Source organism: Salinivirga sp. (assembly GCF_055145285.1).
This window is the reverse complement of record NZ_JBSRDC010000004.1, coordinates 78,459-103,523: the sequence shown is the minus strand read 5'-3', so window position 1 is coordinate 103,523 and position 25,065 is coordinate 78,459. Positions and strand designations below refer to the sequence as shown.

The following is a 25,065-nucleotide window of genomic DNA, read 5'->3' as shown; positions in this document are numbered from 1 at the left end:
TTACCCAAAAATAACTTGATTATTCAGATGCTTCTTTTGTTGGTTTTTGATGCTTTTTTTTGGTGCTATGAAAAATACTACGAAGTTTCATTGATAAAACGCCCCAAACTGCTTCATTGAAAATACCACCGCTCATTTTTGATGTTCCTTCGGTTCTATCAGTAAAAACAATAGGTACTTCCACAACGTTGAATCCCAATTGCCACGCGGTAAATTTCATTTCAATTTGAAAAGCATAACCTTTAAAACGAATTTGGTCGAAATTAATGGCTTCTAAAACCTTACGAGAATAGCATTTAAAACCTGCGGTTGTATCTGCAATTTTAAGACCCGTGACCATGCGAACATATTTGGAGGCAAAATACGACATCAGCACACGGCCTATGGGCCAGTTAACAACATTAACACCCGAGACGTATCTTGAACCAACCGCAACATCGGCACCTTTTTCACAAGCTTCAAGGAGCCGTGGTAAATCAGCGGGATTGTGCGAAAAATCTGCGTCCATCTCAAATACATAGTCGTATTCATGTTCCAGGCTCCACTCAAAACCTTTAATATACGCCGTTCCAAGGCCAAGCTTTCCTTTGCGTTCTACAATATGCAGTTTCCCTTCAACTGCAGGCTGCTTGTCTTTAACAATTTGGGCTGTTCCATCGGGAGAATTATCATCAATAATGAGTACATGATAGCCCTGATTTAGATTGAAAACGGCATCAATTATACGTGCAACGTTCTCTTTTTCGTTGTATGTTGGAATTATTACTACGGCTTTATTCACAAGCATTGGTTTTTTATTGTTTACAAACAGCGAAGATAAAAATTTATTTTATTGAATCGGGGATATTTTTGTGCAAAGCTCCTCACAAAGAGATTTTTCCTTTTATGAGTGTTACAATTTCTTTATCAGCTTTAAAATATGTTCTTTTTTGCAAAATTTGTCTCCTTTTGCATCCGGAATGGTATCGAAAGTAAGGGTTTCTTTATTAGGTAATTTACAGTTAAAAAAATACTTTCCATGATGATGCTGAGCCAAATATTCCTGCTCCTGCTGGCCTGGCGTAGGATACAAAAAGGCATTTTTCCTTAACCGGTAAAGGTCCATAATGGTGGTATAACCACTACGTGAAAATATTTTTTCTGCGCCTATCAAAACAGCTTGAAATAGCTCATCATTTAAGTGGGATGCCAACGTTATTTCTCCTTCTTTTATAAATTGGTCTTTACCCGGTATAGCGCCAATAATTAAACTGCTTTTTTGTTTTTGCAGTTGTTTTTTTATCTGATTTGCCCATAGCGTACGATTTGGCAACGGACCACTCAAAATACATACGGTTTTAAACGATGATGGGGTTGATGTTTTTGTGTATACAAACCTTGAAAGTGCTCCAATAAAATACTTTTGTGTTTTTAATTTCCCCTGGGATAAATCTCCGGCAAAAAACGAATCCGTGCTGTCGGGAATCCAGCAGGCATCGAACCTGTTTATTAAAAATCTGTGTGTATAATTCAATATTTTCTGAATATTTTTATTTCCATGAAGCAATGTAAGCTGATGGGTAATGTAAACCGATTTTGCTATTTTACTTTTTACAAATGGTCGATTATCTGCAATAATAATCTCAGGATTAAGCTGTTTTACCAACCGTCTGGTTTTATATACAGTAAGCAATGCTCGAAAAATTATTTTAGGTGCCTGAATCACCAAAGAAATGGTTAGGGGTAAACGGTAATAACGAATGTTATATCCCGGAAAAAGCACCACTTTTACTGCTTCATCGTCGAAAAAATGTTGAATTTTTTTTGGTGCGGCCACAACCACATTATATTCTTCAGACAATAACCTCACCAGTGGAATCATTCGTGTTGCATGACCAAACCCCCAGTCAAGCGGGGCCACAAGAATGGTTTTTTGTGCATGCTTGTTCATTTTGCAGCAAAATTATGCTTGAAAACTATTTATATAATTGCAGGGATTTACCCAGGTCCCAATTTTGTTCTGTGTCCCAGTTGGCCTTAACAATTAGTTTTGCAGGCAGGGCAATAACCAGTTCCGGGTATTGGTTTTTATAATAATCTCCGGTATCCCATCTGCCATTTTCATTAGAATCAATAAGTACCCGTACCTGATAATCTCCCGGTGGCAATTGATTAAACTCAACTGGACTTTGCGTAATATTACTTTTTTGGGCAAATAACTCCTCATTGTCTGTGTAAAGAAAAAATATAGCTTTCTCGGGGATGGTATCCACATTCAGGATAAGATTTCCATAATCTGCCTTTTCGTAATATTTATAATTAATTACCGAAGAATCATTGGTGTTGGATTGAATACCGGAAAAAGCAGCACTGTCCATTATTAATTTATATTTACCATATAAATCCTGCTTGAAATTTACTTTGGCTTTGCGCAATGATGGTAAAAGCTCAATATTGAATTCGTATGGACTATAAACTGTATCGAGTTTTACCAGGAGCTGTATTTTCGACTTATTTATTTCTTCCAGGGGTTCTGAAAAAGTAATAATCAACGATGAGTCGATATCGAGCTTGTTTTTACGGAGGTTTCCTTTTATGGTTAATAAGGTATCTGCCCGGTTTAGTTCAGTAAAATCATAGTTCAGGTAAACTGTATCGGTTTTGGGTGTTATTTCCCCGGCAGAATCTGAAAAAGGGTAGGTAATAGCCGCCCGGATAGAGTCTGATTGATAAATTACAGAATCTTTTATCCAGAGCAGCAGGGAATCGTTCGCAATTTTTTCTTCGATAAACCAACTATCTTCAGACGGCTTGGGTGTTAATAATTCCACATTGTAATCAAGGTTAGCAATTGACCTGTTAAAACTCAAGGGTATTAGTCCTTTCCTGGGCCTACCCGAGTAAGTTAAATAGTGCTTTTTATAATCTTTTACAAATAACCTTAATTGAAAAGGTTTTAACATACTTACTTGCACGTCGCGTTCATAAACAGAATCGCGGTAGGTTGTGTCGGCTTTTTCAATTAAAATGCTGTCGATAAGCTTAATGGTATCTTTTATGGTTGTCCACTCAACTGCAGGTCTTACCGAATCATTTAAAAAAGCTGTTCCTTCTGCGGGTTGATCGTACAAATTGTTTCTATTGCGGTCTTTTAGGGCAAATATTTTATAGGGGCCTTTGCCCAGGTTATTGACCACAAATATGCCATGCTCATTTGTTCGGGCAATGTAATCCGGCAATTTTTTGCTGACCACAGAATCGCTAAAAGATTCATACATATATATTAGTTCGTTCGCAAGCGGCTTGCCAGTTTCGGCATCAATTAGCCGACCATCGATAAAGCTGGTATCTATTTCAGAAGAAGTGGAAAATACGTACTGATAATTTTTTAAAACATTGGATTCATTTACATCTGCGATAGCATTATAAAAGTTCATGTTTGTTGTTTTATTCTGGGGTAACGAATCCGGTAAATTGATAACTATTTTTTTTCCTTTTATCACCATCTTTGGTATTTCTTTAAAAGGAGGAGATATCAACAATTCTTCGCGTAAGTTCTCGAGTTTCACGAATTCATTAAAATAAATCTTAATTTTCCGTTCAGAAAAATTGGTGGTATAATTCGGTGGTTTTTCTTCGACTACTACCGGTGGGGTAAAATCTCTTGGCCCTCCTGTTGGAGATGCTTCTTTTGCGCAACTGTACAGTAGCACAATAAAAGCATAAAAAACAAAATAAATAAACAATCGCTTCATACTATGAAATATTTACAACCACAAAAAAACATAAAGTTTTCGAAAGTGCCCGCATGTTGATAGAAAAACGAACTTTTTATTCGCTTATTTTTACCTCTTTTTTGAGTTTAATAAACTGCTCCAGTAATTCATTGGGAACAGTAACGGATAATTGATAGTATTTAATTTTCCATCCGTTTCTTGTATATTCAGCAACACCAGTAGCATGGCATGCTCCCATACTTGTATTTAGCTTTTCATTAAACCATGCAATGTCTTCATCGTCAGTAAAAAATATATCGCGCTTAATAGTCTCAAAATTCCAGGCTTTGCCCTCGTCAAAATATGATTTTGCCCACTCTTTAAACTGAGATTTAGTCCAGTATTCATCCGGGTCTGTGCCTATGTAAACGGCATCATCACCAAGTGCATTAAAATAAGCTTCAATTTCGCCGTTAGATGCGGCAAGGTGCCAATTATCTATAAATTTTATGAGCGATGCTTTTCGTTCATATTTGTCAGCTGTGTGTGTTTTGTTGCAAGTTGTTTCATTGTAACGGGTGTCTGTAATTTGAATAATTTTCCAGCCTTTTGGCGATTTATAAAGTTGGAAAGCATTTTCTCCGCAATGATGTAGCTTACCATCTACATAAAAATTATATTCACTCCACACGGTGGCCAGGACTTCTGAAGCTGTAATTTTATAGTTTAAAAGTTGTTCTTCAATGGTGCCTGGTTTTGTGTTCTCGATATTATCTATAAACATTTCAACACTTTCAGCTGCCAGAATGCTCTTGGTACCATCGAAAAAAACAGTCATAAACCCAATATTACGGTCCATAACCTTCAGTAGTGTCTCGGTATCTTTTTGATTGAGCGCCTGAATGAAATTATCAACAACAGTTTTAACCTCAGTACGGGGTTTATCCTGAGCATATATCTGAATACTAAGTAGTAAAAAAAGAAACGCTGTTTTAGCTTTCACGGATTATATATTATTGAATTCTGAAAATAAACTCTATGGTTGTATAATTCAATAACGTAATTGGCCTTTTATTATGCAAAAAAACTACATGAATTTTACGTTAAATTCTTATTTCCCCTCCTGAAAGTTTTATTGATTCTGCCAATTGTGCTATAGAAGTATTGTCAAATAATTCCCTGGTTTGTTGTCTGATGGGTTCATACTGTTTGTGTATTGGACACTTAACTGAGGCCTCAGGATCGGTACAGCTTTTCATTCCAATAAGGCATGTTTCGAAAAAATCCATACCATCAATAACTTTTACAACGTCCATTAATGATATTTCTTCGGCACGCTTTCCTATTCCAAAGCCTCCATGAGGGCCTTTTGTTGAAGTGAGAATTTTATTTTTTGCTAAAAGTTGCAGTATTTTACTTAAAAATGGGCTTGGTATATCCAGATCCTCTGCAATCTGTTTAATGCCAACTTTTTTGTCACTATTTTCCAGAGCCAGGTAAATAATAGCACGAATACCGTACTTACATGTATTTGAAAGCATAATTTTTTATTTAAGTGGTATTTTATTTACTCTTTTTTCGTGCCGGCCTCCTTCGAATTCAGTACCAAGAAATTTTTCTGCTATTTCTTCGGCTTGATTTTGTGTAACGTAGCGACCCGGCATCACACATACGTTGGCGTTATTGTGTAACCGCGCAAGATATGCAATTTCCGTATTCCAGCACACAGCGCTGCGGGTTTTGGAATGTTTACTGATCGACATATTCATGCCATTTGCGCTGCCACATAAAGCCAGTCCAATATATTCATCGCTTTCGTCTATAATTGCACCCAGTTTATGTCCAAAATCAGGGTAATCTACACTTTCTTCTCCGTCCGTACCCAAATCTTTTACTTCATATCCTTTTTTTAATAACCAATGATATAAATGGCTCTTCATTGGAAATCCTGCGTGATCTGATGCTAATAATATTTTCTTCGACATAAATAATGAAACTTGTTAAAATAAAATGAATTAACTACAAAAGTAGTAAAAATAACTGTGCTATTAGATGGTTTTCTATAAAAAGCAAACGTTTAGCAATATTTTTTTTTCAACTGCTGTTAATTTAATGTAAATCAATGTGATCAATAGTATATTGAACATAAATAATTGTAATACAGTATGTAATATAAAAAGTAAATTGTTTATAATTGTTGAATATTTTTGGGCTTAATTCTCAAAAACATGTTTTGATTTTTGAAAAAGTTGGATAAGACATCATAATAAATAAAAAGCAAATTAATTTTTTAGATTCATTTCTTCATTTATCAACACCCAAATGAACATTATTTGCTTTCTTGATTAAAAATTTATTTTAAGCCTTACTTTTGTCAACAATTGTTAATATCTATAAATCATGTTTGATTTTTAGCTCTTTGTAATTAACATTGCTGTTGACTATTATTTTGAGAATGTTTATTACGTAATTTGCAAACTTTTTGTAGAAATTTTATACACTTATTAACCGCATATTAATATCATCATAGAGAAAAATTTTTATGGATATCAATAATGAAATAAAAAAGAAGGGCTTCCTTGATATCGATTTGCCCGACAATTTGAATCTAAAGGAAGAAATAAACAAGCTTAAAGCCGAAAAAAATGCCATAATTTTGGGGCATTACTATCAAACAGACGATATACAGGAAATATCGGATATTTTAGGAGATAGCCTTGCTCTGGCACAAGAAGCTTCTAAAACAGATGCCGATTTAATTGTTTTTGCAGGGGTGCATTTTATGGCAGAAACAGCTAAACTTGTTAATCCCACAAAAAAAGTTGTCCTGCCCGACCTTAATGCCGGATGCTCATTAGCTGATAGTGCTCCAGCCGATGAATTTGAAAAGTTTGTCAATGCTTATCCTGAACATACAGTTATTACCTATATCAATAGTTCAACTGAGGTTAAGGCACTTACTGATATATGTTGCACCAGTTCAAACGCAAAGCATATTGTAAATAGTTTTCCAAAAGATGCTAAATTAATTTTTGCACCAGACAAAAACCTGGGCAATTATATTAACAAGATAACCGGACGTAATATGCTTTTATGGGAGGGTGCTTGCCATGTTCACAAAGAGTTTAGCATTCCCCGTATTGTAGAACTCAAGCAACAATACCCCAATGCACAAATAATTGCACACCCGGAATGTCAGAGTGATTTATTAATTATGGCCGATCATGTTGGCAGTACAAGTTCGCTATTAAACTTCACCAAAAATGATAGTGGACAACAATACATTGTTGCTACCGAATCCGGAATTTTGCATCAAATGCGAAAATTCTCCCCTGATAAACATTTTATTCCTGCACCCCCGGAAGATAGTACTTGTGCTTGTAATGATTGTAATTTCATGAAAATGAATACACTGAGAAAGATTTATTTGGCCATGAAATATGAAGTGCCTGAAATTACATTAGATGATGAATTACGAAAAAAAGCTGCCAAACCTATTGAAAAAATGCTTGAAATTAGTAATAAGCTTGGTCTTTAGTCTTTCATTTTTAAACCTCGATGGACAAAAACCAGTAACTTATTACTACGGAGATAGCACTGTTTCAGCAAAAGGCTTTTTTATAGAAGACCAACCACATGGTCTATGGAAAAATTTTTATCCCAATGGAAATTTAAAATCCGTCGGTAAACGGTTTTATGGTAAACTCGATAGTACCTGGTCTTTTTATTTTGCTTCAGGACAAGTTAAAATGAAAATTCAGTATTCTAAAGGCATAAAGAACGGTTATACATACATTTATAAAATCCATGACGATTACGGTCATTACCTTTTTCAAAAAAAATTATATATCGATGGTGTTTTACATGACAAAGAGTTTACCTATTATCCGACTGGTAATGTAAAATCTGTTACCCATTTCGAAGAAGGAGAAAAAAGCGGATATAGTATAAAATTTACAAAAAATAAGAAACCGCTGCAAATTACGGAGTATCGAAACAATAGACCTGTTTCATTCCAAAAGGTTAACCAAATTAAAGATAGTATCAAAACCGGTACATGGATTAAAGTAAACGACCAGTTTAAACTGCAGCAAGAGACACAATACATTAAAGGTAAACCGGTCTCTGTGAAAGAAAACAGGGCTGATGAAAAACGAGTAAAATATACAATTGAAGGCCTTAATACAACCCCAAAGGACTCTCTTTTTGAAGGACAATTTATACAGGGCAAACCTGTAGGAAGACATGTCAGTTTCAATAAGGAAGGTAAACCTGTAAAGTATATTTTGTATGATAGTTTAAGTAGAAAAATAGAAAAAGGTCAGGTTAAAAATTACAAAATTCATGGACAGGTAACCGGATACTTTCTAAATGGTAATAGGCGATATAATGGTTCTTATAGAAATAATTTACGGCATGGCACCTGGACTTTTTATTACAAAAATGGGCAGGACGTAGAACAGCAAGGACAGTATAGGTTCGGTAAACTACACGGACAATGGGTTTGGTTTTATAAAAATGGAGATACGCTACGAGTAGAAAATTATAGAAACGGCAATAAGGATGGCCTTTATGTTAGCTACGATGCCTACGGGAATGTTCTACAAAAAGGTATATATATCAACAATCTTAAACAAGAGCACTGGATAGAAAGAAGAGGCTCAATTATTTTCGAAGGTTCTTATTTTGATGGAGAACCAGATGGCATGTGGATAGGAAACTATGAAAATGGTGTAAAAGCATTTCAAGGGAATTACATTAGAGGTAAAGCTCACGATAAATTTATTTTTTATTACCCCACTGGTATTAAAAGACGAATAGAGTTTTATAAATTTGGACAGCCTTTCGGCCATTGGCAATTTTATGACCGCGAAGGCATACTTTATAAAGTAAAAACATATAAAAAGGGCGAATCTATATTTTTTAAACCTTGATACATTGAATCAGATAAAAAAACTTGCAGGACAAACATTAATATACGGATTAGGTACCATTATACCTCGGTTCCTAAATTATTTATTTCTAACACCTGTTTATACACGTTTATTTGAGGAACCCGATTATGGAATCCTTACCAAATTATATGCATATAGTGCCTTTCTTATTGTTTTATTGACATTTGGTACTGAAACCAGTTTTTTTAGATTTGCCAAAAAATACAATTCCTCCCGGGTATTCACGAATGCTTTTTTCTTTATTGTCGCTACTGCGGTAATTAGTACACTATTCGTTGGGTTCAACATCGATAACATTACCTATTCACTCAATATAGAAGGTGCAAAAATCGCTATCGTAATGATGATGGGTATTGTACTTACTGATATATTTATGTCATTACCTTTTGCACGTCTACGGTATGAGAATAAAGCGAAACTCTTTTCCACCCTAAAAATCATCAATGTCAGTCTGAATATTTCCTTTAATGTCTTTTTCTTTTTCGTCTTACCACATCTTAAGCATTTACCTTTTTTTGAAACTCTTTATGTCGCCGATTTTACCTTTGAATATGCTTTCATGAGTAATTTATTGGCCAATATTTTTACGCTTATTTTACTCATCCCATCATTTCAACTTGATCTTAAATTACTCAACCGGGGTATTATTTTACAAATGCTGCTTTATAGTTATCCAATTGTTCTGAGTGGCCTGGCAGGAATGATCAATGATGTAGGCGATAAATTTATACTTGAGTATTTCATCGATGGTAAAAACGAGGCTAATTACGCAATAGGTATTTATGGAGCCAATTACAAAATTGCTACATTAATGATCATTTTTATACAAATGTTCAAATTTGCAGTAGAACCTTTCTTTTTCCGTATCTCCGATCAAAAAGACCACAAAACTACCTATGCATTAGTAACCAAAGCCTTTAGCTATGCTGGTTTATTTATTTTAGTTGCCATTATCGGGTATATAGACATTTTTAAGCATTTTATAGATTCAGATTATCACGTAGGATTAAAAATTGTGCCTATCGTTTTATTTGGTAACTTCTTTTTCGGGCTGTATTACAATGTAAGTATTTGGTATAAAATTACAGACAAAACCAAATTTGGAGTTTATTTTACTTTTATAGGTTCAATTATTACTATTATAGTTATTTCATTGTTAGTTCCGGCCCTTGGTTATATGGGGGCTGCTATTGCGACACTGCTCTGTTTTGTTACTATGGCTCTAGCTAATATTTTAGCAGGACGTAAATATTACAAAGTTAATTATGACTGGAAACACATTAGTGAACTTTTCACTATTGCAGTGGTTTTAGTTACTGTATTCTGGTTTTTTAGAAGCGAACAGGTTATTTATTCCCTCATTTTCGGTACACTTATTATCTTTGCATTTCTTGTATCTTTATGGTTTATTGACCGCAAATTTTTAAAAAGATTAAGAAGTAGATAATATTAACTTTTCTTTTAGAATTAATACTATATTCAAGCGTTTACTCATTTAGGATTCAACAAAAAGATATATGATGGAAATAAAAGTTGTAAATAAAAGCCCGTATGATTTAAAATACGCAACTGAACATTCTGCTGGTATGGACCTCCATGCTTTTTGTCAGGATGAAATTATTTTAAAACCACTTCAAAGGACTTTAATACAAACTGGTATATTTGTTGAATTGCCGGAAGGTTACGAAGCTATGGTAAGACCACGCAGTGGATTAGCCCTGAAACATGGTATTACAGTCTTAAATACACCGGGCACCATTGATGCAGACTACCGCGGCGAAGTTGGTGTTATTCTTGTGAATTTAAGTAATGAAGATTATACCATCAAACCTGGTGATCGCATAGCGCAAATGATAATTAACAAATATGAAATGGTTGATATTGAGTTTGTAAATGAACTAAACAGTACCGTGAGGGGTACAGGTGGATTTGGCCATTCAGGAAAATAAATAGCATGAAATACGCATGATTTTACTTATTATTTAAATCATGCGGGCCCACCTGTCCGCTTTACTTATATGGCAGAGAGGTCTGACATAAAAATTTAAAAAATACACAGATGAAGTTTATACTTATAACGTTTACTATAGTGTTTTTTTTGAGCGCCTGCAATGTTCAAAAAAATATTACACAATTACCAACACCCCAATTGAATGAAAAAGAAGTTCGAGCGTTAGAATCTCATTTGCTCGATTATAAAAGGAATATGCTTTATGAACAAAACAATAAGGCACTTAAGCATTTACGAAAGGTCTTCGTAATAGATAGTACGCATCCGGTTGCTCATTATGAAAGAGCCAAATACTATTTTCAAAATGAACAATACGATAGTGCTTTTCAAGATATTAATATTTCAATAAAACGGAACCCCGAGAAATTTCTTTACCAAGAATTTAGGTTGATGATTTCTCAGTCTGCTGGTGATTTGAATAAAACCAATAATTACTATGACCAATTACTAAAAGAAAATCCTGATAATCAGAAATTATGGTTCAATGCTGCTGAATTTTATCTTAAGTCGAAGCAATATGAAAGAGCATTAACACTCCTCGAAGATTATGAGAACAAGTTTGGTTTTAATAATCAGATTCTTATAAATAAATTCAAACTTTTGCACCAATTAGATGAACTCAATCAATTAGAGAAAGAACTCATAAAATACAGTGAAAAATATCCAGAAAATACCAAGGTGCTTGAGTTACTGGGAGAATTTTATTTTAAAACTGAACGCGTAGAAAAAGGAGTTGAGACATATAACAAACTACTTACCATCGCTCCTGATAATACTGTTGCTTTGCTGTCAATGGCTGATTATTACAGGGCAAACAATCTTTATGATAAAAGTTTTAATTACATAGAACGAGTTATCAACAGTCAGGATTTAGATGTGGATAAAAAGATAGAAGTTTTGGTTAGTTTTATGCAAATTTCAAAGCAAAATCCAAAGCTTTCTTATTACTTCTCTCGATTAGTTAAGAGCCTAAAAGAACAATATAGTGGACAGAGTGAAGTGCAACTATTATATGCTAATTTATTGGTTCGTGAAGAAAAATTTCCAGAAGCACAGACCGAATACGAAAAAGCCCTGAGCAATCAGCCTGATAATTTGAATGCCTGGATACAATTAATCATGGTTGATAACCAACTTGAAGAACATAAAGCCATAATTAAACATACTGCAAAGGCCTTGGAATATTTTCCCAACCAATCAGACTTGTATTACTACCGGGGTATTTCGAATATGCTTATGGAACAGTATAAAAAGGCAAAAAAAGATTTAGAATTTGGCAATAAAATTACCGGGAAAACCGACCCACTTAAATTCCAATTTCTATATTTTTTGGGTGAAACATATTATAACTTAGATTCTATTCAAGTTGCATTTAATTATTTTGATAAAGCATTAGATATCAATCCAAATGAAATTAGTTTACTTAATAATTATGCCTATTATTTAAGTGAACATAATATGAAACTGGAGAAGTCCAGGGATATGAGTCTAAAAACTATTAAGCAGGAACCTAATAATGCTACGTATTTAGATACTTATGCCTGGATATTATATAAATTAGAAAATTACTCAGATGCCCTGCAATACATTGAAAAGGCAATTTTAAATGGAGGTTCATCGTCCAGCGTAATAATGGAACATTATGGAGATATACTTTATAAATTAGGCAAAAAAGAAGAGGCATTAACCGCCTGGGAAGAGGCTAAATTATTGCCAGACCCCACCGATTCTTTATTGGAAAAAGTTGAAAAACAGACCTATGTTGAATAAATTGTTGATTTTTCTTGGCATAATTATTTTACTGACCGGGTGCAGCAAAAAATTTGTGTTACGCAATAATAAGCTTGATACCGATTATGATAAGCTGGTAGAATATATTCGTGAAACTGATAGTACTTTTAATACTTACAGTATAAAATATACAGGTAAGTTTAGTTCCGAAAAACAAAATTTTCGGTTTAGAGGTCTGTTAAGAATTATTAAGGACGAAACCATTTGGATTTCTATATCCCCTATGGGCATAGAAGCTGCAAGGTTATTATTTACACCTGAAAACATTAAATTTATTAACAGAAAAGACAATACTTATTTTGTTAGCGATTATCAATATTTTAGGAATAAATACAGCGTCAATATAGATTTTGAGCTTTTGCAAAATATTTTAACCAACCGATTTTTAATTTTACCTAATGATGATAATCACGAAGTAAAAAGAACCGAACAGGGATTATACAATGTAAATATGGCTCAAAAAGACTCTACTGCGCAGAGTTTTACTTTTAATCCAGGAATTAAAAAACTTACTAATATTGTTTTTAAAGATTTAAAGAAAGATGCCTCATTACATATTGCATTTTCTGATTATGTTGACGTAGAAAATCAAAATATGCCTCAAAGTATTAATATTAATATTGAACAAAATACCCAGGAGGTGGGGGTGGAGCTCAATTATAAGAAAATTACGGTCAATAAATCGTTTAAAACCCCTTTCCGTATACCAGGTAAATATGAACAAGTATGGCCTTAGGTAAAAATTTATTAACAGCCTTAATCCTTATCGTTACTTTAAGTTTATCTGCACAGGAAAGAAATAAACTTGAGGAGCAGAGACGTGCATTAATCGAAGAAATTAAATATACAAACCAACTTCTTGAGAAGAATCAAAAACGTAAGAATTTAACCTTAAATCAATTAGCTATCATTAAGCAAAAAATTGATTTGAGACAAAAGTTAATATACCAACTTGAGAATGATTTAGACGGAATTAGCCAACAAATACTCGAAAATCAAATTATGATTGAATCTTTGAAAAAGGACCTTTCAGAGATTAAGGAAGAATATGCAAAGCTTGTTTATTATGCTTATAGAAACAGAAGTTCTTACGACCGTTTAATGTTCGTATTCTCTTCGGAAGATTTTAATCAGGCCTATCGCCGTTTAAAATATTTGAGACATTACAATCAATACCGTCGTAAGCAAGCTCAAAGTATCAACGCCACCCAAACTGTTATAAAAGAAAAAATTGCTGAACTACAGGCTGCTCAGCAACAAAAATCATCTTTACTCAACGAACGGCAAAGAGAATCAAAAATTTTAAGCCAGGAGAGGAGCAACCAAAAAGATGCCGTACAGGAACTTAGCCAGAGAGAACAAAAATTAAAAGAGGAGCTGGACAAAAAACAAGCCATTGCAGAACAATTAAATAAACAAATTCAGGACCTAATTGCAGAAGAAATTGCCAGACGAAAAAGAACTAATAATTATGAGTTGACTCCGGAACAACAATTAATAGATGACAATTTTGCCAGCAATAAGAGTCGTTTGCCCTGGCCTATAAAAAGAGGTGTGGTAACAGAGAAATTCGGAGAACATCCTCACCCCGTTTTAGATGGGATAATGGTCCGCAACGATGGGGTAGATATTAGCACCAATCCCGGAGAAGTCGTTAGGTCCGTATTTAAAGGAGAAGTACGTAAAATATTTAAAATACCTGGATTAAATAATACTTGTATTATCAGACACGGTAAATATATGACGGTCTATAGTAATTTAGATGAAATATTCGTTAAAGTAGGAGAGAAAATAGATAGTAAACAAACCATTGGAATTGTTCATACAAATAGAGACGAAGGGATTGGAACATTCAAATTCCAGGTATGGAGGGAATTTAGTAAACTCGACCCACAAAAATGGCTGGCAGGTAAAAAATGAAAGAATTCTCTAAAATACAGGCATACTTAACACATTATAGAAATTTATATTTTACCCGAACACTTTTAAAAGGAATACTCCTGTTTTTTATTCTCTTATTTAGTGCTGGTATTTTCTTATTATTAGCAGATTTTGCAGTGCATTTCTCCCAATCCTTTCTAACTTTTATAAGAACCCTATTTACACTTTATATTATATTTAGTTTTCTGTTTTATGTTGGGAGACCCCTTATATATTGGATTTTTAATCTGGGAGGGTACTCAAAAATTTGGATTGCAAAAAAAATTGGGGAATCGGAACCAGACATCGACGATAAGCTGGTTAATATATTAGAGCTACAGCAGCTTAATGAAAATGATAACCTGGTACAAGCCAGTTTAACTCAAAAAATTAGTAGAGTAGACCTTAATAAATTTGTTCCTTTTTTTAGTTTCAAAGCATTATTACATCACTTTTTAGGATTTCTTTTGGTTGTTCTACTTGTAGGAGTATTTTATCTTTTGTCACCCAATGAAGTTTTGTATTCTACTTCCCGCCTGCTGCCAATCAATACACATAAAACCCAGTTACCTTATAAAATTCGAATTGATAATAGTAACTTACAGGTAGATAAAGGAGATGATTTTTTACTCCATATTTCGGTCAAAGGAAATATTCTTCCTGAAGACCTTAAGCTTTCTTATGGAAGTAATACAAAACTATTATCTGATAGCAGTAATATATATTTTTACCGGTTCCGGAATGTTCAGGAGAACATACAATTCCAGGTTTTTAATGATGAATTTCAATCAGAGCAATATACACTTAAATGTATCCCTGTTCCGGTTATACAAAAAATCAGAATCAACATCATTCCACCTAAATATACCAAACTGGAATTAAGGAAAACAGAAGGTACTGGAAGTTTCACTTTTCCTTATGGTAGTACTATACATTGGAATTTAGATACTTATGATACAGATTCTTTGATTCTATTTTATCAGGAACCCTATACCATGGTCAGGAGTGGAGATCGATTTCACTTTAGGAAAAAACTTTTTAAGGCTGACAATTATTTCTTTATTCCCATTAATCAACAACAGGTGAAAAAAGATACGCTTATATTTAAATCACATGTTATTCCTGATCAATATCCGAACATCCAGTTAGCACAGCAAAAAGTTAGTCTTTTTGGTGAATTTATATTTCGAGGTGAAATTAAAGATGATTATGGTTTTAAGGATTTTAGATTTGTAATTAAAACACAAGACTCTACATACAAAAATATTATTCCACTTCTATCAAATAGCACAAACCAGGAGTTTAATTATGGCGGTCAGCTAAAAGATTATAACTTTCTTAAATCAGGTACCAATGTAGAAATATACCTGGAGTTGCGTGATAATGATCCCTTTGCACCTTATAAAAAAGTAAAATCAAATAGTGTTTTTACTATGCTACCTGATAAAAAACAAATACAGGAGGCCGAACAACAGCGAATGGATCAACTTCAAGATAAACTGAAGTTAGGCAAAGACATTCTTGATAAAGTTAATCAGGAACAAAAGAAACTGAGAAAAAAATTACTTAATAACGATCTCGGTAAATGGGAAAGGCAACAATTAGCCAGGCAAATTCAAAATACCAGCAAAGAAATCTCTGATCTTCAAAAAAAGATACAGAACCTCCGGGAAGATTTGAAAAAGGTTCAGGATCAATCAAACAATAAAAAGTTATTCGAGAAGAAAAAGCAGCTCGAAGAAATGCTTGATAAATTGATGGATAAGGAGCTTGAAAAACTTATGGAAGAACTCAAAGAGTTGCAAAAAGAGTTGCTGCAGGATAAAAAAATCGATAATAAAAAATTCGATTTTACCATGGATGATCTTGAGAAAGAATTAGATCGGAATCTGGAAATGCTGAAGAGATATGAAGTAGAAAAAAATCAACAACAGGTAATAGGTGAACTAAAAGAGCTTAGTAAAAAGTTTAAAAATGTTGATTCACTATTACAACATCCAGGTAACCAAACCGATAGTCTCAAAAAAGATTTGGAAAAAACCCTGGAAAAGCATAACGATAATTTAAAAAAGAATCAAGAACTTTCTTCTCCTTTAGATCTGGATGATTTTTCTGATGAAAAGAAACAGATACAAGAAAAAACCAATCAAATTAATCAGGAACAAGATTTAAAACAAAATCAAAATAATCCCTCTGATGATATTGAACAACTTGCCAACCAAATGCAAATGAATATGCAAATGGCCATGCAAAAACAACAAGGGGAAGACGCTCAAGTGATAAGACAACTACTTGAAAACTTGTTGAAGTTTTCTCATTTGCAAGAAGGATTAATTGAACAATTTAATAATCGGCAAAATCATAATTTTAATCAACTCAGAAGAGACCAGGCCGGACTTAAAGAAAGGTTTGTGGTAGTTCAGGACAGTTTGCATGCCTTAATGACCAGAAATAGCATAGTTGCAAGTGCAATAGGTAGTCAATTGCAAACTATAAATAGCCATTTTAGCAACATACAAGAGGTATTTGAGCAGGAAAGATTCCGGTCAATAGAAATACATCAACAAAAAATAATGCAAAGCGCTAATGAGCTTATTTTAATGCTTAACGAATCGCTGGAGAATATGCAGAACTCAATGAGCGGAAAAGGCAGCCAAACTAAAAGTGGTAAAAAAAGTAAATCCGGTATGGGAGGAATGAAAAAGCAACAGCAAGGTTTTAAAGATGCATTACAAAAAATGATTGATGAACTTAAAAAAGGTTCAAAATCAGGTAAGGGCAAAAAAGGAAAGAGTAAGCAGCTATCAAAAATGCTCGGTGAGCAGGAAAAAATGCAGCAATTACTCCAGCAACTTATGAATTCAGGAGGTGTCGGCCAGCAATCCAAGCAAATCTTACAAGAAATCAACAAAATGGTTGATCGCAATATAGACGATATCATTAATAGAAATATTAGTGATAATATGCTTCAAAGACAGCAAAAGATTCTTAATAGAATGCTGGAAGCTGAAAAGGCTGAACAGGAAAGGGAAAAAGAAAAGAAAAGAGAGAGTCAGGCACCAAATAACTACGAATTAAGTAACCCTAAGGGAAAATTTGAGTATAAAAAAGATAGAAAAAGTCAAAAGGGTATTATTTACAAACAAGAATTACCTTTAAAATATTTTTTTCAAAGAAAGTACGATAAATATCTTAATGAAATCGAAAAATATTAATTTCGTAATGTAATTTTAGTCAGGATGAATAAGACTATTTCTTTTTCCTCAGATATAAAAAATATTTCTGTTGTTGAGCAATTAATAGACGAAATCAACAGAAGGTTTAATCTGGATAAAGATATATATGGCAATATCTTAATCGCAGTACTCGAAGCTGTTACCAATTCGGTTATTCACGGCAATAATCGCAATCCTGATAAAAAAGTAAATCTTGCTTTCGACGCCGATGACAAAAACTTTCAATTTATCATTGAAGATGAAGGACCAGGGTTTGACTTTGAAAATGTACCAGATCCGACCAAACCCATCAATGTTGAAAAACCGCATGGCCGCGGTATATTTCTCATGATGAAATTATCTGACGATATTTCTTTCGAAAATAGTGGCAGAAAAGTTATTCTGAAGTTCTGTAGAAAATAACGCCCTCACCACTTTATAAATACACATCTTATGATTGAGTTTACTGTTGCTGATAAGCCATTTGGCTTATACAAAAAAGACTTTAGTTTATTAAAAGAATGGATTGAACAAACCATTAATAGTGAAGGATCAGAAGTCGGCGAAATTAATATAATTAACTGCAGCGATGCCTATTTACTAAATGTGAATAAAAAGCATCTGGATCATCACTATTTCACAGACGTTATTACCTTCGACTATGTAGTAGGAGATATTATATCTGGCGATATTTTTGTGAGTGAAGAGCGTATTCAAGATAATGCCAAACGGTTTAACGTAACCCCTGAACAAGAATTTCTACGAGTTGTCATACATGGTGTTTTACATTTGTGTGGCTATGGAGATCACACAGAGGAAGAAAAACAAATGATGAGCGAGAAAGAGGATGAATATTTAAAGAAATTTCCAAATGTTACCTAAATACGATATTATAGTTGTTGGTGCAGGGCATGCCGGATCAGAAGCTGCTATGGCTGCTGCCAACCTGGGATCCAAAGTACTCTTAATTACTATGGATCTTAATAAAATAGCCCAAATGAGTTGTAACCCAGCTATTGGGGGTATTGCTAAAGGGCAAATTACACGCGAAATCGATGCTTTAGGCGGTTATCAGGGATTAGTCACTGATTATAGCTTAATTCAGTATCGCATGCTGAATAAATCCAAGGGCCCTGCAATGTGGTCCCCCAGGGCGCAAAGCGACCGAATGTTGTTTTCTATACGGTGGCGGGAATATCTTGAAGAAAATCCCAATTTGGACTTATTTCAGGATAAGGTTATTGATATTTTCATCGAAGACGATCAGGTTAGGGGAGTGCAAACACAAATGGGATTTAAATTTGAATCCAATAGCGTTATTTTAACCAACGGAACTTTCTTAAACGGACTGATGCACATTGGCAATATTCAAATAAAAGGTGGTCGCGCAGGTGATCCTGCCAGTTCAGGTTTAAGCGAAAAACTTTTACAATATAACTTCAAGGTCCAAAGACTAAAAACAGGAACCCCAGCACGATTGGATGGAAGAAGTATAGATTTTTCTAAAATGATAGAGCAACCCGGAGATGAAGACGCTGGGACCTTTAGTTTTCTGAATGTGGGTAAAAAACGCACCAAACAGAGAAGCTGTTTTATTGTGCATACGCATGAAGGAGTTCATGATGTGCTACGCACCGGATTTGAAATGTCACCCTTGTTTAATGGAACTATAGAAAGTATTGGACCCAGATATTGTCCCAGTATTGAAGATAAAATTGTAACATTTGCTGATAAGGACAGACATCAGCTTTTTTTAGAGCCTGAGGGATGGAATACTGTGGAGTACTACATTAACGGCTTTAGCAGCAGTTTGCCCTGGGATGTACAATTGAAAGCAATGCAAAAAATACCCGGATTGGAGAACGTAAAAATTTTCAGACCCGGTTATGCCATCGAATACGATTATTTTGATCCCACTGATTTGCACCACACACTTGAAACGAGGTTTGTTGAAAATCTATATTTTGCCGGGCAGCTTAATGGAACTACCGGCTACGAAGAAGCTGCCGCTCAGGGCCTGATGGCAGGAATAAATGCACATCGTAAAATCAATCATTTACCTGCTTTTGTTTTACAGCGCGACCAGGCTTACATTGGTGTTCTAATAGACGATCTTATTACCAAAGGTGTTAATGAACCTTATAGAATGTTTACCAGCAGGGCCGAATACAGAATTTTATTAAGACAGGATAATGCTGATGAAAGATTAACTCCTATAGGAAAAGAAATAGGATTAGTGGTAGGTGAAAGGTGGGACCTTTACCAGGAAAAATATCAAAATGTTTCAAGGCTCGTTGCGTTAATTTCAAAACACAGTGTTGCGCCCGCTGAAATCAATTCCTATTTAAAGATTCAGGGAACATCAGAAATCAAACAGAAAACCAAAGCCTCTAAGATTCTTTTACGCCCACAAGTTTCTATAGATAAACTATTAAAAGCACTAAACTTAAATTCTTTTAGTGCTGAAGTAAAAGAAAGCGCAGAGATTAAAATCAAATATAGCGGTTACATCGACAGGGAAAAACAAAGTGCTGAAAAACTCTCGCGACTTGGTAAAATAAGAATCCCTGAATCCATAGATTTTAACCAATTCTCATCCATTTCAACTGAAGGACGACAAAAGCTAACCAAACTAAGACCTAAAACCATTGCAGAAGCTAGCAGAATTTCTGGTGTTAGTCCGGCCGACGTTAATGTTTTATTGGTTTTCATGGGACGATAATTTACTAAAAACATATGTTCCACGTGGAACCTTTACTTTAATTTGATTAGATGTTCCACGTGGAACATTAACTGAGCGCGCATAAAACATTATTTTGTAGCATTTTGTGAGTTTTTATTAGGCCTTGGTGGCTTATGATGCTATGTTTTCTGTTTTTTACCTTATATTTATCATATAGATGGAATAAAAAGAAAAACTTTATGAAGATAAAAGGAAATGTTGCCGACCTGGAGAAAAGGACTTTTTTTGTTGGAGAAGTTATTATTTCTAATGGGAAAATAGAAAATATTGTCCGAATCCGCGAAGGGGAGGATGATTCACTATCCTATATTTTACCCGGTCTTATAGATGCCCATGTGCATATTGAGAGCACTATGGTTACTCCACAGTATTTTGGAGATCATGTGGTAAAACACGGAACAATTGGCGTGGTGACTGATCCGCACGAAATTTCGAATGTTTGTGGGGAAGAGGGTTTTGATTATATGTACAATGAAGCCAAAAATGCACCGGTCTCTATTCATTTTGGGGTTCCATCTTGTGTGCCCGCTACACCATTTGAATCTTCAGGGGCAGTCTTTGATCCGGCTACAATCGAGCGAATATTTCAGAACTACAAAACCGTGGCGCTTTCAGAAATGATGAACTTCCCGGGTGTAATTAATCACCTCCCGGATGTAATGCAGAAAATAGATGTTGCCAAACGGCGTGGAAAAGTTATCGATGGTCATGCGCCGGCATTAATTGGTAAAGACCTTAATAAATATGTTGATGCAGGTATATCTACAGATCATGAGGCTTTTACATACGATGAAGCGAAGGAAAAGATTAGGTCAGGCATGAAGATTCAAATAAGAGAAGGAAGTGCCGCCAGAAATTTCGAGGCTTTGCATAAGCTTATTACAGAGTATCCGGAAAGGGTTATGTTCTGTACCGATGATGCTCATCCGGATACACTACTTCACGGACATATCGATCTGCTTGTGAAAATGGCCATTGCAAAAGGACATAACATTTTTAATGTGCTTAAAGCGGCTTCTGTTAATGCGATAAAACATTATGATTTACCATTAGGCACATTAAAAGTAAATGACAATGCAGATTTTATTTTGGTTAACGACCTTGTAAGTTTCACTATCGAAAAAACCGTGCTGGGTGGAGAGATTGTTTATGACAAAAATCAACAAAACAAAAGCCAGTTTCCTTCCAATGTTGTCAATCAATTTAATGTAGATCCGGTAATTATAGATCAGCTTAAAGTGCCCGATAAGCAAATGCCGGTAAAGGTTATAGTGGCACAAGATGGAGCGTTAATCACTAAAAGTATAATGGCTAAACTGCCTGCCGAAAATGGTTTTTTGCACACCGATGTAAGTCATGATATATTAAAAATTGCTGTGGTAAACCGGTACGATAAAATTCCCAAAGTCCAGCTTGGGTTTGTCCACGGGTTTGGTCTCAAAAATGGCGCTTTTGCCAGCTCTATAGCGCACGACAGCCATAATCTTATTTGCGTTGGAGTAGACGATCATGATATGATGATGGCCATCAATACACTTATTGCCGAAAAAGGAGGGATAGGGGTATGTGCAGATCAGAAATCTGACTTAATTCCTTTACCTGTTGGTGGATTAATGGCAAATGAAACCATTGAAAACATGGCTGTTAAATATAATAAGCTTGACCAAAAAGTTAAGAACCTGGGATCTGCTTTTCAGGCACCATTTATGACGCTGGCTTTTATGAGTCTGCTGGTAATTCCTGCTTTGAAACTTGGCGATCAGGGATTATTCGACGTAGATAAATTTGACTTTGTTGATTTGTACGGAGAATAAATTTATTCTTTTTTGAAGTAATTTTTTAATATTTCGGCTTTCGATGCTCCCACAGCATCTTTTAATTCTTCAAAAGATGCTCTTTTTATGCCTTTAAGGCTTTTAAAATCGCCGTATAGTTTTTCGATTGTTTTTGGCCCGAGACCCCGTACTGCATCTAATTCTGATTGAGCAAAGTTCTGGCTGCGCTTATCCCTGTGAAATGTGATCCCAAATCTGTGCGATTCATTTCTAATGTGTTGTATCACCCTGAGTGTAGGTGAGTTTTTATCCAGGTAAAGCGGTACCGGATCATCTGCAAAATATATTTCCTCTAATCGCTTTGCTATGCCAATAATGGCAATCTTGCCACGCAAATTTAATTCCTCCAGACTTTGAACTGCAGCATTAAGTTGTCCTTTTCCGCCATCAATGACAATTACTTGCGGCAAAGAATTTCCTTCTCGCATAAGTCTGCTGTAACGCCTATGTATAATTTCCCGCATTGAACCAAAATCATCCGGACCTTCAACCGTTTTGATGTTATATTTCCGGTACTCACGTTTAGCCGGTTTTCCGTTTTTGAATACTACACATGCTGCAACCGGGTTTGATCCCTGAATGTTACTGTTGTCGAATCCTTCAATATGTCTGGGTAATTCGGTGAGTCTTAAATCTTTTTGTATGCTGGCCAATAATTTTTCCTGACGCTCCTGAGGGTTGGCCTTTTCTGCTTGCTTTTGCCGCGCCAATGCAAAATATTTGGCGTTGCGTTCTGATAAATCAAGTAACTTTTTTTTGTCGCCACGTTGAGGCACGTGTATGTTAAGTCCCGGATAATCAATATCAAAAGGAGTTATTATTTCCTTTGCTGTGCTGTGAACTTTTGCCCTGATATCTGTAATAGCAAATTCTAATAACGATGCCGGTTCTTCATCCAGTTTTTTCTTTACTTCAACTGTATGTGACTGGATTATAGATCCATTGCTTACTTTAATAAAATTTACATATGCAGCTTTATCCCGGTTATAAAGAGAAAAAACATCTACATTATGAATGCCTGGATTAACGATGGTAGATTTGCTTTGGTAGTTTTGTAATAATCTTAGTTTTTGTTTTATTTCTTCTGCCTCTTCAAATTTGTATTCCCTAGCAAGCCGCTTCATTTCAGCCTCAAAGTACTTAATTACTTCTTTGATGTTTCCTTTTAGTATATTTCTGATTTGCCCGATATTTTTCATGTAATTGTGCTCCTCCTGCAAACCTTCACATGGAGCCAGACAATTACCAATATGGTATTCTAGGCAGACCTTAAACTTTCCTGCATCAATATCCTTTTTATTGAGGTTTAAGCTGCATGTGCGTATTTTGTAAGTTTTATGAATAAAGTCCAGAATGGCTTTGACCATTTTAACCGAAGTGTAGGGGCCAAAATATTCTGAACCATCTTTTACAACCTGACGGGTGCTGAAAATTCTCGGAAAAGGTTCATTTTTTATGCAAATCCATGGAAAAGTTTTATCGTCTTTCAGCATTACATTGTAACGCGGCTGATATTTTTTAATTAAATTGTTTTCAAGTAAAAGAGCATCTTCTTCCCGATCTACAATTATTGTTTTAATATCTTTTATTTTTGATACCAAAATACGGAGTTTAGCGGTATCATGATGTTTGGAGAAATAAGACGAAACCCTCTTTTTCAGATTTTTAGCCTTGCCAACATAAATTATTTTACCGTGCTCATCAAAGTATTGGTAAACGCCTGGTTTCCCGGGTAAATTAGATATGATATTTTTTAAGTAACTGATTGTCAATAGAATAAAGTATTTGGGGGTTTTTTAAATTGCAAATTAAAAAAACCTTGGAATAATACCCTTTATCTCAAGAAAAAATAATATGTTCGTTTTCTGAAAGAGAATTGCAATAAATTCTCCAATGCTAAATCCGAATGGCAAAATTAAGTACAATAAAGCAACCGATAAAACAAGAAATGGCTGATTTTCAGGTGTTTTTTAAAAGTACTATGAAAAGCACTACGCCATTACTTGATATTATCACCCGTTTTATCCTTCGTACCAAGGGGAAACAGATGCGACCGATGCTTGTATTTTTATCTGCCGGGATGCACGGTAAAATTAATGATTCTACGCACCATGCCGCTGCATTAATTGAATTAATGCACACAGCTACGTTAACCCACGATGATGTGGTAGACGATTCTAACTTTCGACGGGGTTTCTTTTCTATTAATGCCTTGTGGAAAAATAAAATTGCCGTCCTCATTGGTGATTACTTATTGGCTCGCGGTTTACTACTGTCTGTGAAACATGAACAATATAAGTTACTTGAAGTTGTTTCGCAAGCCGTGGACGAGATGAGTCAGGGCGAACTATTGCAAATCGAGAAAGCTCGTAAGCTTAACATCACTGAGGAAGTTTATTTTAAAATCATTGAACAAAAAACAGCTGCGCTTATAGCAGCATGTGTGAAAGCCGGGGCCTTATCGGCTGACGCTTCTTCTGATGTTATTGAAGCCATGGAACAATTTGGCCTGAAGCTTGGTATGGCATTCCAAATCAAAGATGATTTGTTTGATTATGAAACCAACGGTATTACAGGTAAACCTTCAGGAAACGATATTAAAGAGAAGAAAATGACGCTTCCACTTATCCATGTAAAAGACCAGCTTTCTGCTAAAGAAAAACGCCAAATACTTCGATTACTAAAAAAGAAAAAGAAATCGAAAAGAGAGGTATTAAATTTGATACAACTCGTGAACACACACGGCGGAATAACCTATGCTCGTCAGAAAATGGAAGAATTTAAGAATGATGCTATTGATATTTTAAACCGTTTTCCTGATAGTGAGTATAAGAACTCTCTGCTTGAGATAGTTGAATACACTGTTTCACGAAAAAAATAACATACAAAATTTTTAATTC

Annotated in this window: 20 protein-coding genes; 13 read left to right on the top strand and 7 right to left on the bottom strand. The window is 34.8% G+C overall.

Annotation, left to right across the window (positions count from 1 at the left end; all coding sequences use genetic code 11):
- Positions 1-19 precede the first annotated feature (19 nt).
- From ACTB0Y_RS00930 to ACTB0Y_RS00905, 6 genes are all read right to left on the bottom strand, one after another.
- Positions 20-787 (bottom strand): polyprenol monophosphomannose synthase, encoded by a 768-nt coding sequence (locus ACTB0Y_RS00930; RefSeq protein WP_463204903.1) that lies wholly within the window; start codon positions 785-787, stop codon positions 20-22.
- A gap of 105 nt (positions 788-892) precedes the next feature.
- Positions 893-1,930: a hypothetical protein gene (locus ACTB0Y_RS00925; RefSeq protein WP_463204902.1), complete on the bottom strand. Its 1,038-nt coding sequence runs from the start codon at positions 1,928-1,930 to the stop codon at positions 893-895.
- Between the two features lie 25 nt (positions 1,931-1,955).
- Complete coding sequence (locus ACTB0Y_RS00920; protein WP_463204901.1) at positions 1,956-3,734, bottom strand: Ig-like domain-containing protein; 1,779 nt, start codon at positions 3,732-3,734, stop codon at positions 1,956-1,958.
- A 76-nt stretch (positions 3,735-3,810) separates the two neighbouring features.
- Positions 3,811-4,698 carry a nuclear transport factor 2 family protein gene (locus tag ACTB0Y_RS00915; RefSeq protein WP_463204900.1) on the bottom strand — a complete coding sequence of 296 codons (888 nt, stop codon included), beginning with the start codon at positions 4,696-4,698 and terminating at the stop codon, positions 3,811-3,813.
- A 100-nt stretch (positions 4,699-4,798) separates the two neighbouring features.
- Positions 4,799-5,236 (bottom strand): RrF2 family transcriptional regulator, encoded by a 438-nt coding sequence (locus ACTB0Y_RS00910; RefSeq protein WP_463204899.1) that lies wholly within the window; start codon positions 5,234-5,236, stop codon positions 4,799-4,801.
- 6 nt (positions 5,237-5,242) lie between these two features.
- Positions 5,243-5,680 (bottom strand): RpiB/LacA/LacB family sugar-phosphate isomerase, encoded by a 438-nt coding sequence (locus tag ACTB0Y_RS00905; protein ID WP_463204898.1) that lies wholly within the window; start codon positions 5,678-5,680, stop codon positions 5,243-5,245.
- Positions 5,681-6,237: 557 nt separating this feature from the next.
- On the opposite strand from ACTB0Y_RS00905, the gene nadA reads away from it, so the two are divergent.
- The 12 genes from nadA to ade all read left to right on the top strand — a co-directional run bounded on the left by nadA (position 6,238) and on the right by ade (position 22,144).
- Positions 6,238-7,233, top strand: coding sequence for a quinolinate synthase NadA (nadA, locus tag ACTB0Y_RS00900; protein ID WP_463204897.1), 996 nt, complete (start codon positions 6,238-6,240; stop codon positions 7,231-7,233).
- Complete coding sequence (locus ACTB0Y_RS00895; protein WP_463204896.1) at positions 7,205-8,629, top strand: toxin-antitoxin system YwqK family antitoxin; 1,425 nt, start codon at positions 7,205-7,207, stop codon at positions 8,627-8,629. Before nadA ends, ACTB0Y_RS00895 begins: the two co-directional genes overlap by 29 nt.
- Before the next feature lie 4 nt (positions 8,630-8,633).
- Entirely contained in the window at positions 8,634-10,097 is a 1,464-nt protein-coding gene (locus tag ACTB0Y_RS00890; protein ID WP_463204895.1) for a lipopolysaccharide biosynthesis protein, read from the top strand.
- Between the two features lie 73 nt (positions 10,098-10,170).
- On the top strand, positions 10,171-10,599 hold the full coding sequence (gene dut / locus ACTB0Y_RS00885; protein ID WP_463204894.1) for a dUTP diphosphatase: 429 nt from the start codon (positions 10,171-10,173) through the stop codon (positions 10,597-10,599).
- A gap of 110 nt (positions 10,600-10,709) precedes the next feature.
- Positions 10,710-12,431: a tetratricopeptide repeat protein gene (locus tag ACTB0Y_RS00880; RefSeq protein ID WP_463204893.1), complete on the top strand. Its 1,722-nt coding sequence runs from the start codon at positions 10,710-10,712 to the stop codon at positions 12,429-12,431.
- A complete protein-coding gene (lolB1, locus tag ACTB0Y_RS00875) occupies positions 12,421-13,188 on the top strand; it encodes a lipoprotein insertase outer membrane protein LolB1 (RefSeq protein WP_463204892.1) in 768 nt (255 codons plus the stop codon). Before ACTB0Y_RS00880 ends, lolB1 begins: the two co-directional genes overlap by 11 nt.
- Positions 13,179-14,372: a murein hydrolase activator EnvC family protein gene (locus ACTB0Y_RS00870; protein ID WP_463204891.1), complete on the top strand. Its 1,194-nt coding sequence runs from the start codon at positions 13,179-13,181 to the stop codon at positions 14,370-14,372. Before lolB1 ends, ACTB0Y_RS00870 begins: the two co-directional genes overlap by 10 nt.
- Complete coding sequence (locus ACTB0Y_RS00865) at positions 14,369-17,587, top strand: hypothetical protein (protein WP_463204890.1); 3,219 nt, start codon at positions 14,369-14,371, stop codon at positions 17,585-17,587. Before ACTB0Y_RS00870 ends, ACTB0Y_RS00865 begins: the two co-directional genes overlap by 4 nt.
- Before the next feature lie 24 nt (positions 17,588-17,611).
- Positions 17,612-18,010 carry an ATP-binding protein gene (locus ACTB0Y_RS00860; protein WP_463204889.1) on the top strand — a complete coding sequence of 133 codons (399 nt, stop codon included), beginning with the start codon at positions 17,612-17,614 and terminating at the stop codon, positions 18,008-18,010.
- Between the two features lie 30 nt (positions 18,011-18,040).
- Positions 18,041-18,469: an rRNA maturation RNase YbeY gene (ybeY, locus tag ACTB0Y_RS00855; protein ID WP_463204888.1), complete on the top strand. Its 429-nt coding sequence runs from the start codon at positions 18,041-18,043 to the stop codon at positions 18,467-18,469.
- Positions 18,459-20,309 carry a tRNA uridine-5-carboxymethylaminomethyl(34) synthesis enzyme MnmG gene (gene mnmG, locus ACTB0Y_RS00850; protein WP_463204887.1) on the top strand — a complete coding sequence of 617 codons (1,851 nt, stop codon included), beginning with the start codon at positions 18,459-18,461 and terminating at the stop codon, positions 20,307-20,309. The genes ybeY and mnmG overlap by 11 nt, the downstream gene beginning before the upstream one ends.
- Positions 20,310-20,509: 200 nt before the next feature.
- Entirely contained in the window at positions 20,510-22,144 is a 1,635-nt protein-coding gene (gene ade / locus ACTB0Y_RS00845; RefSeq protein WP_463204886.1) for an adenine deaminase, read from the top strand.
- Positions 22,145-22,146: 2 nt separating this feature from the next.
- On the opposite strand, the gene uvrC is transcribed toward ade, so the two are convergent.
- Positions 22,147-23,937 (bottom strand): excinuclease ABC subunit UvrC, encoded by a 1,791-nt coding sequence (uvrC, locus tag ACTB0Y_RS00840; protein WP_463204885.1) that lies wholly within the window; start codon positions 23,935-23,937, stop codon positions 22,147-22,149.
- 134 nt (positions 23,938-24,071) lie between these two features.
- Here uvrC and ACTB0Y_RS00835 point away from each other — a divergent pair, with 134 nt between their 5' ends.
- Positions 24,072-25,046 (top strand): polyprenyl synthetase family protein, encoded by a 975-nt coding sequence (locus tag ACTB0Y_RS00835; protein WP_463204884.1) that lies wholly within the window; start codon positions 24,072-24,074, stop codon positions 25,044-25,046.
- The last annotated feature ends 19 nt before the right edge of the window (positions 25,047-25,065 follow it).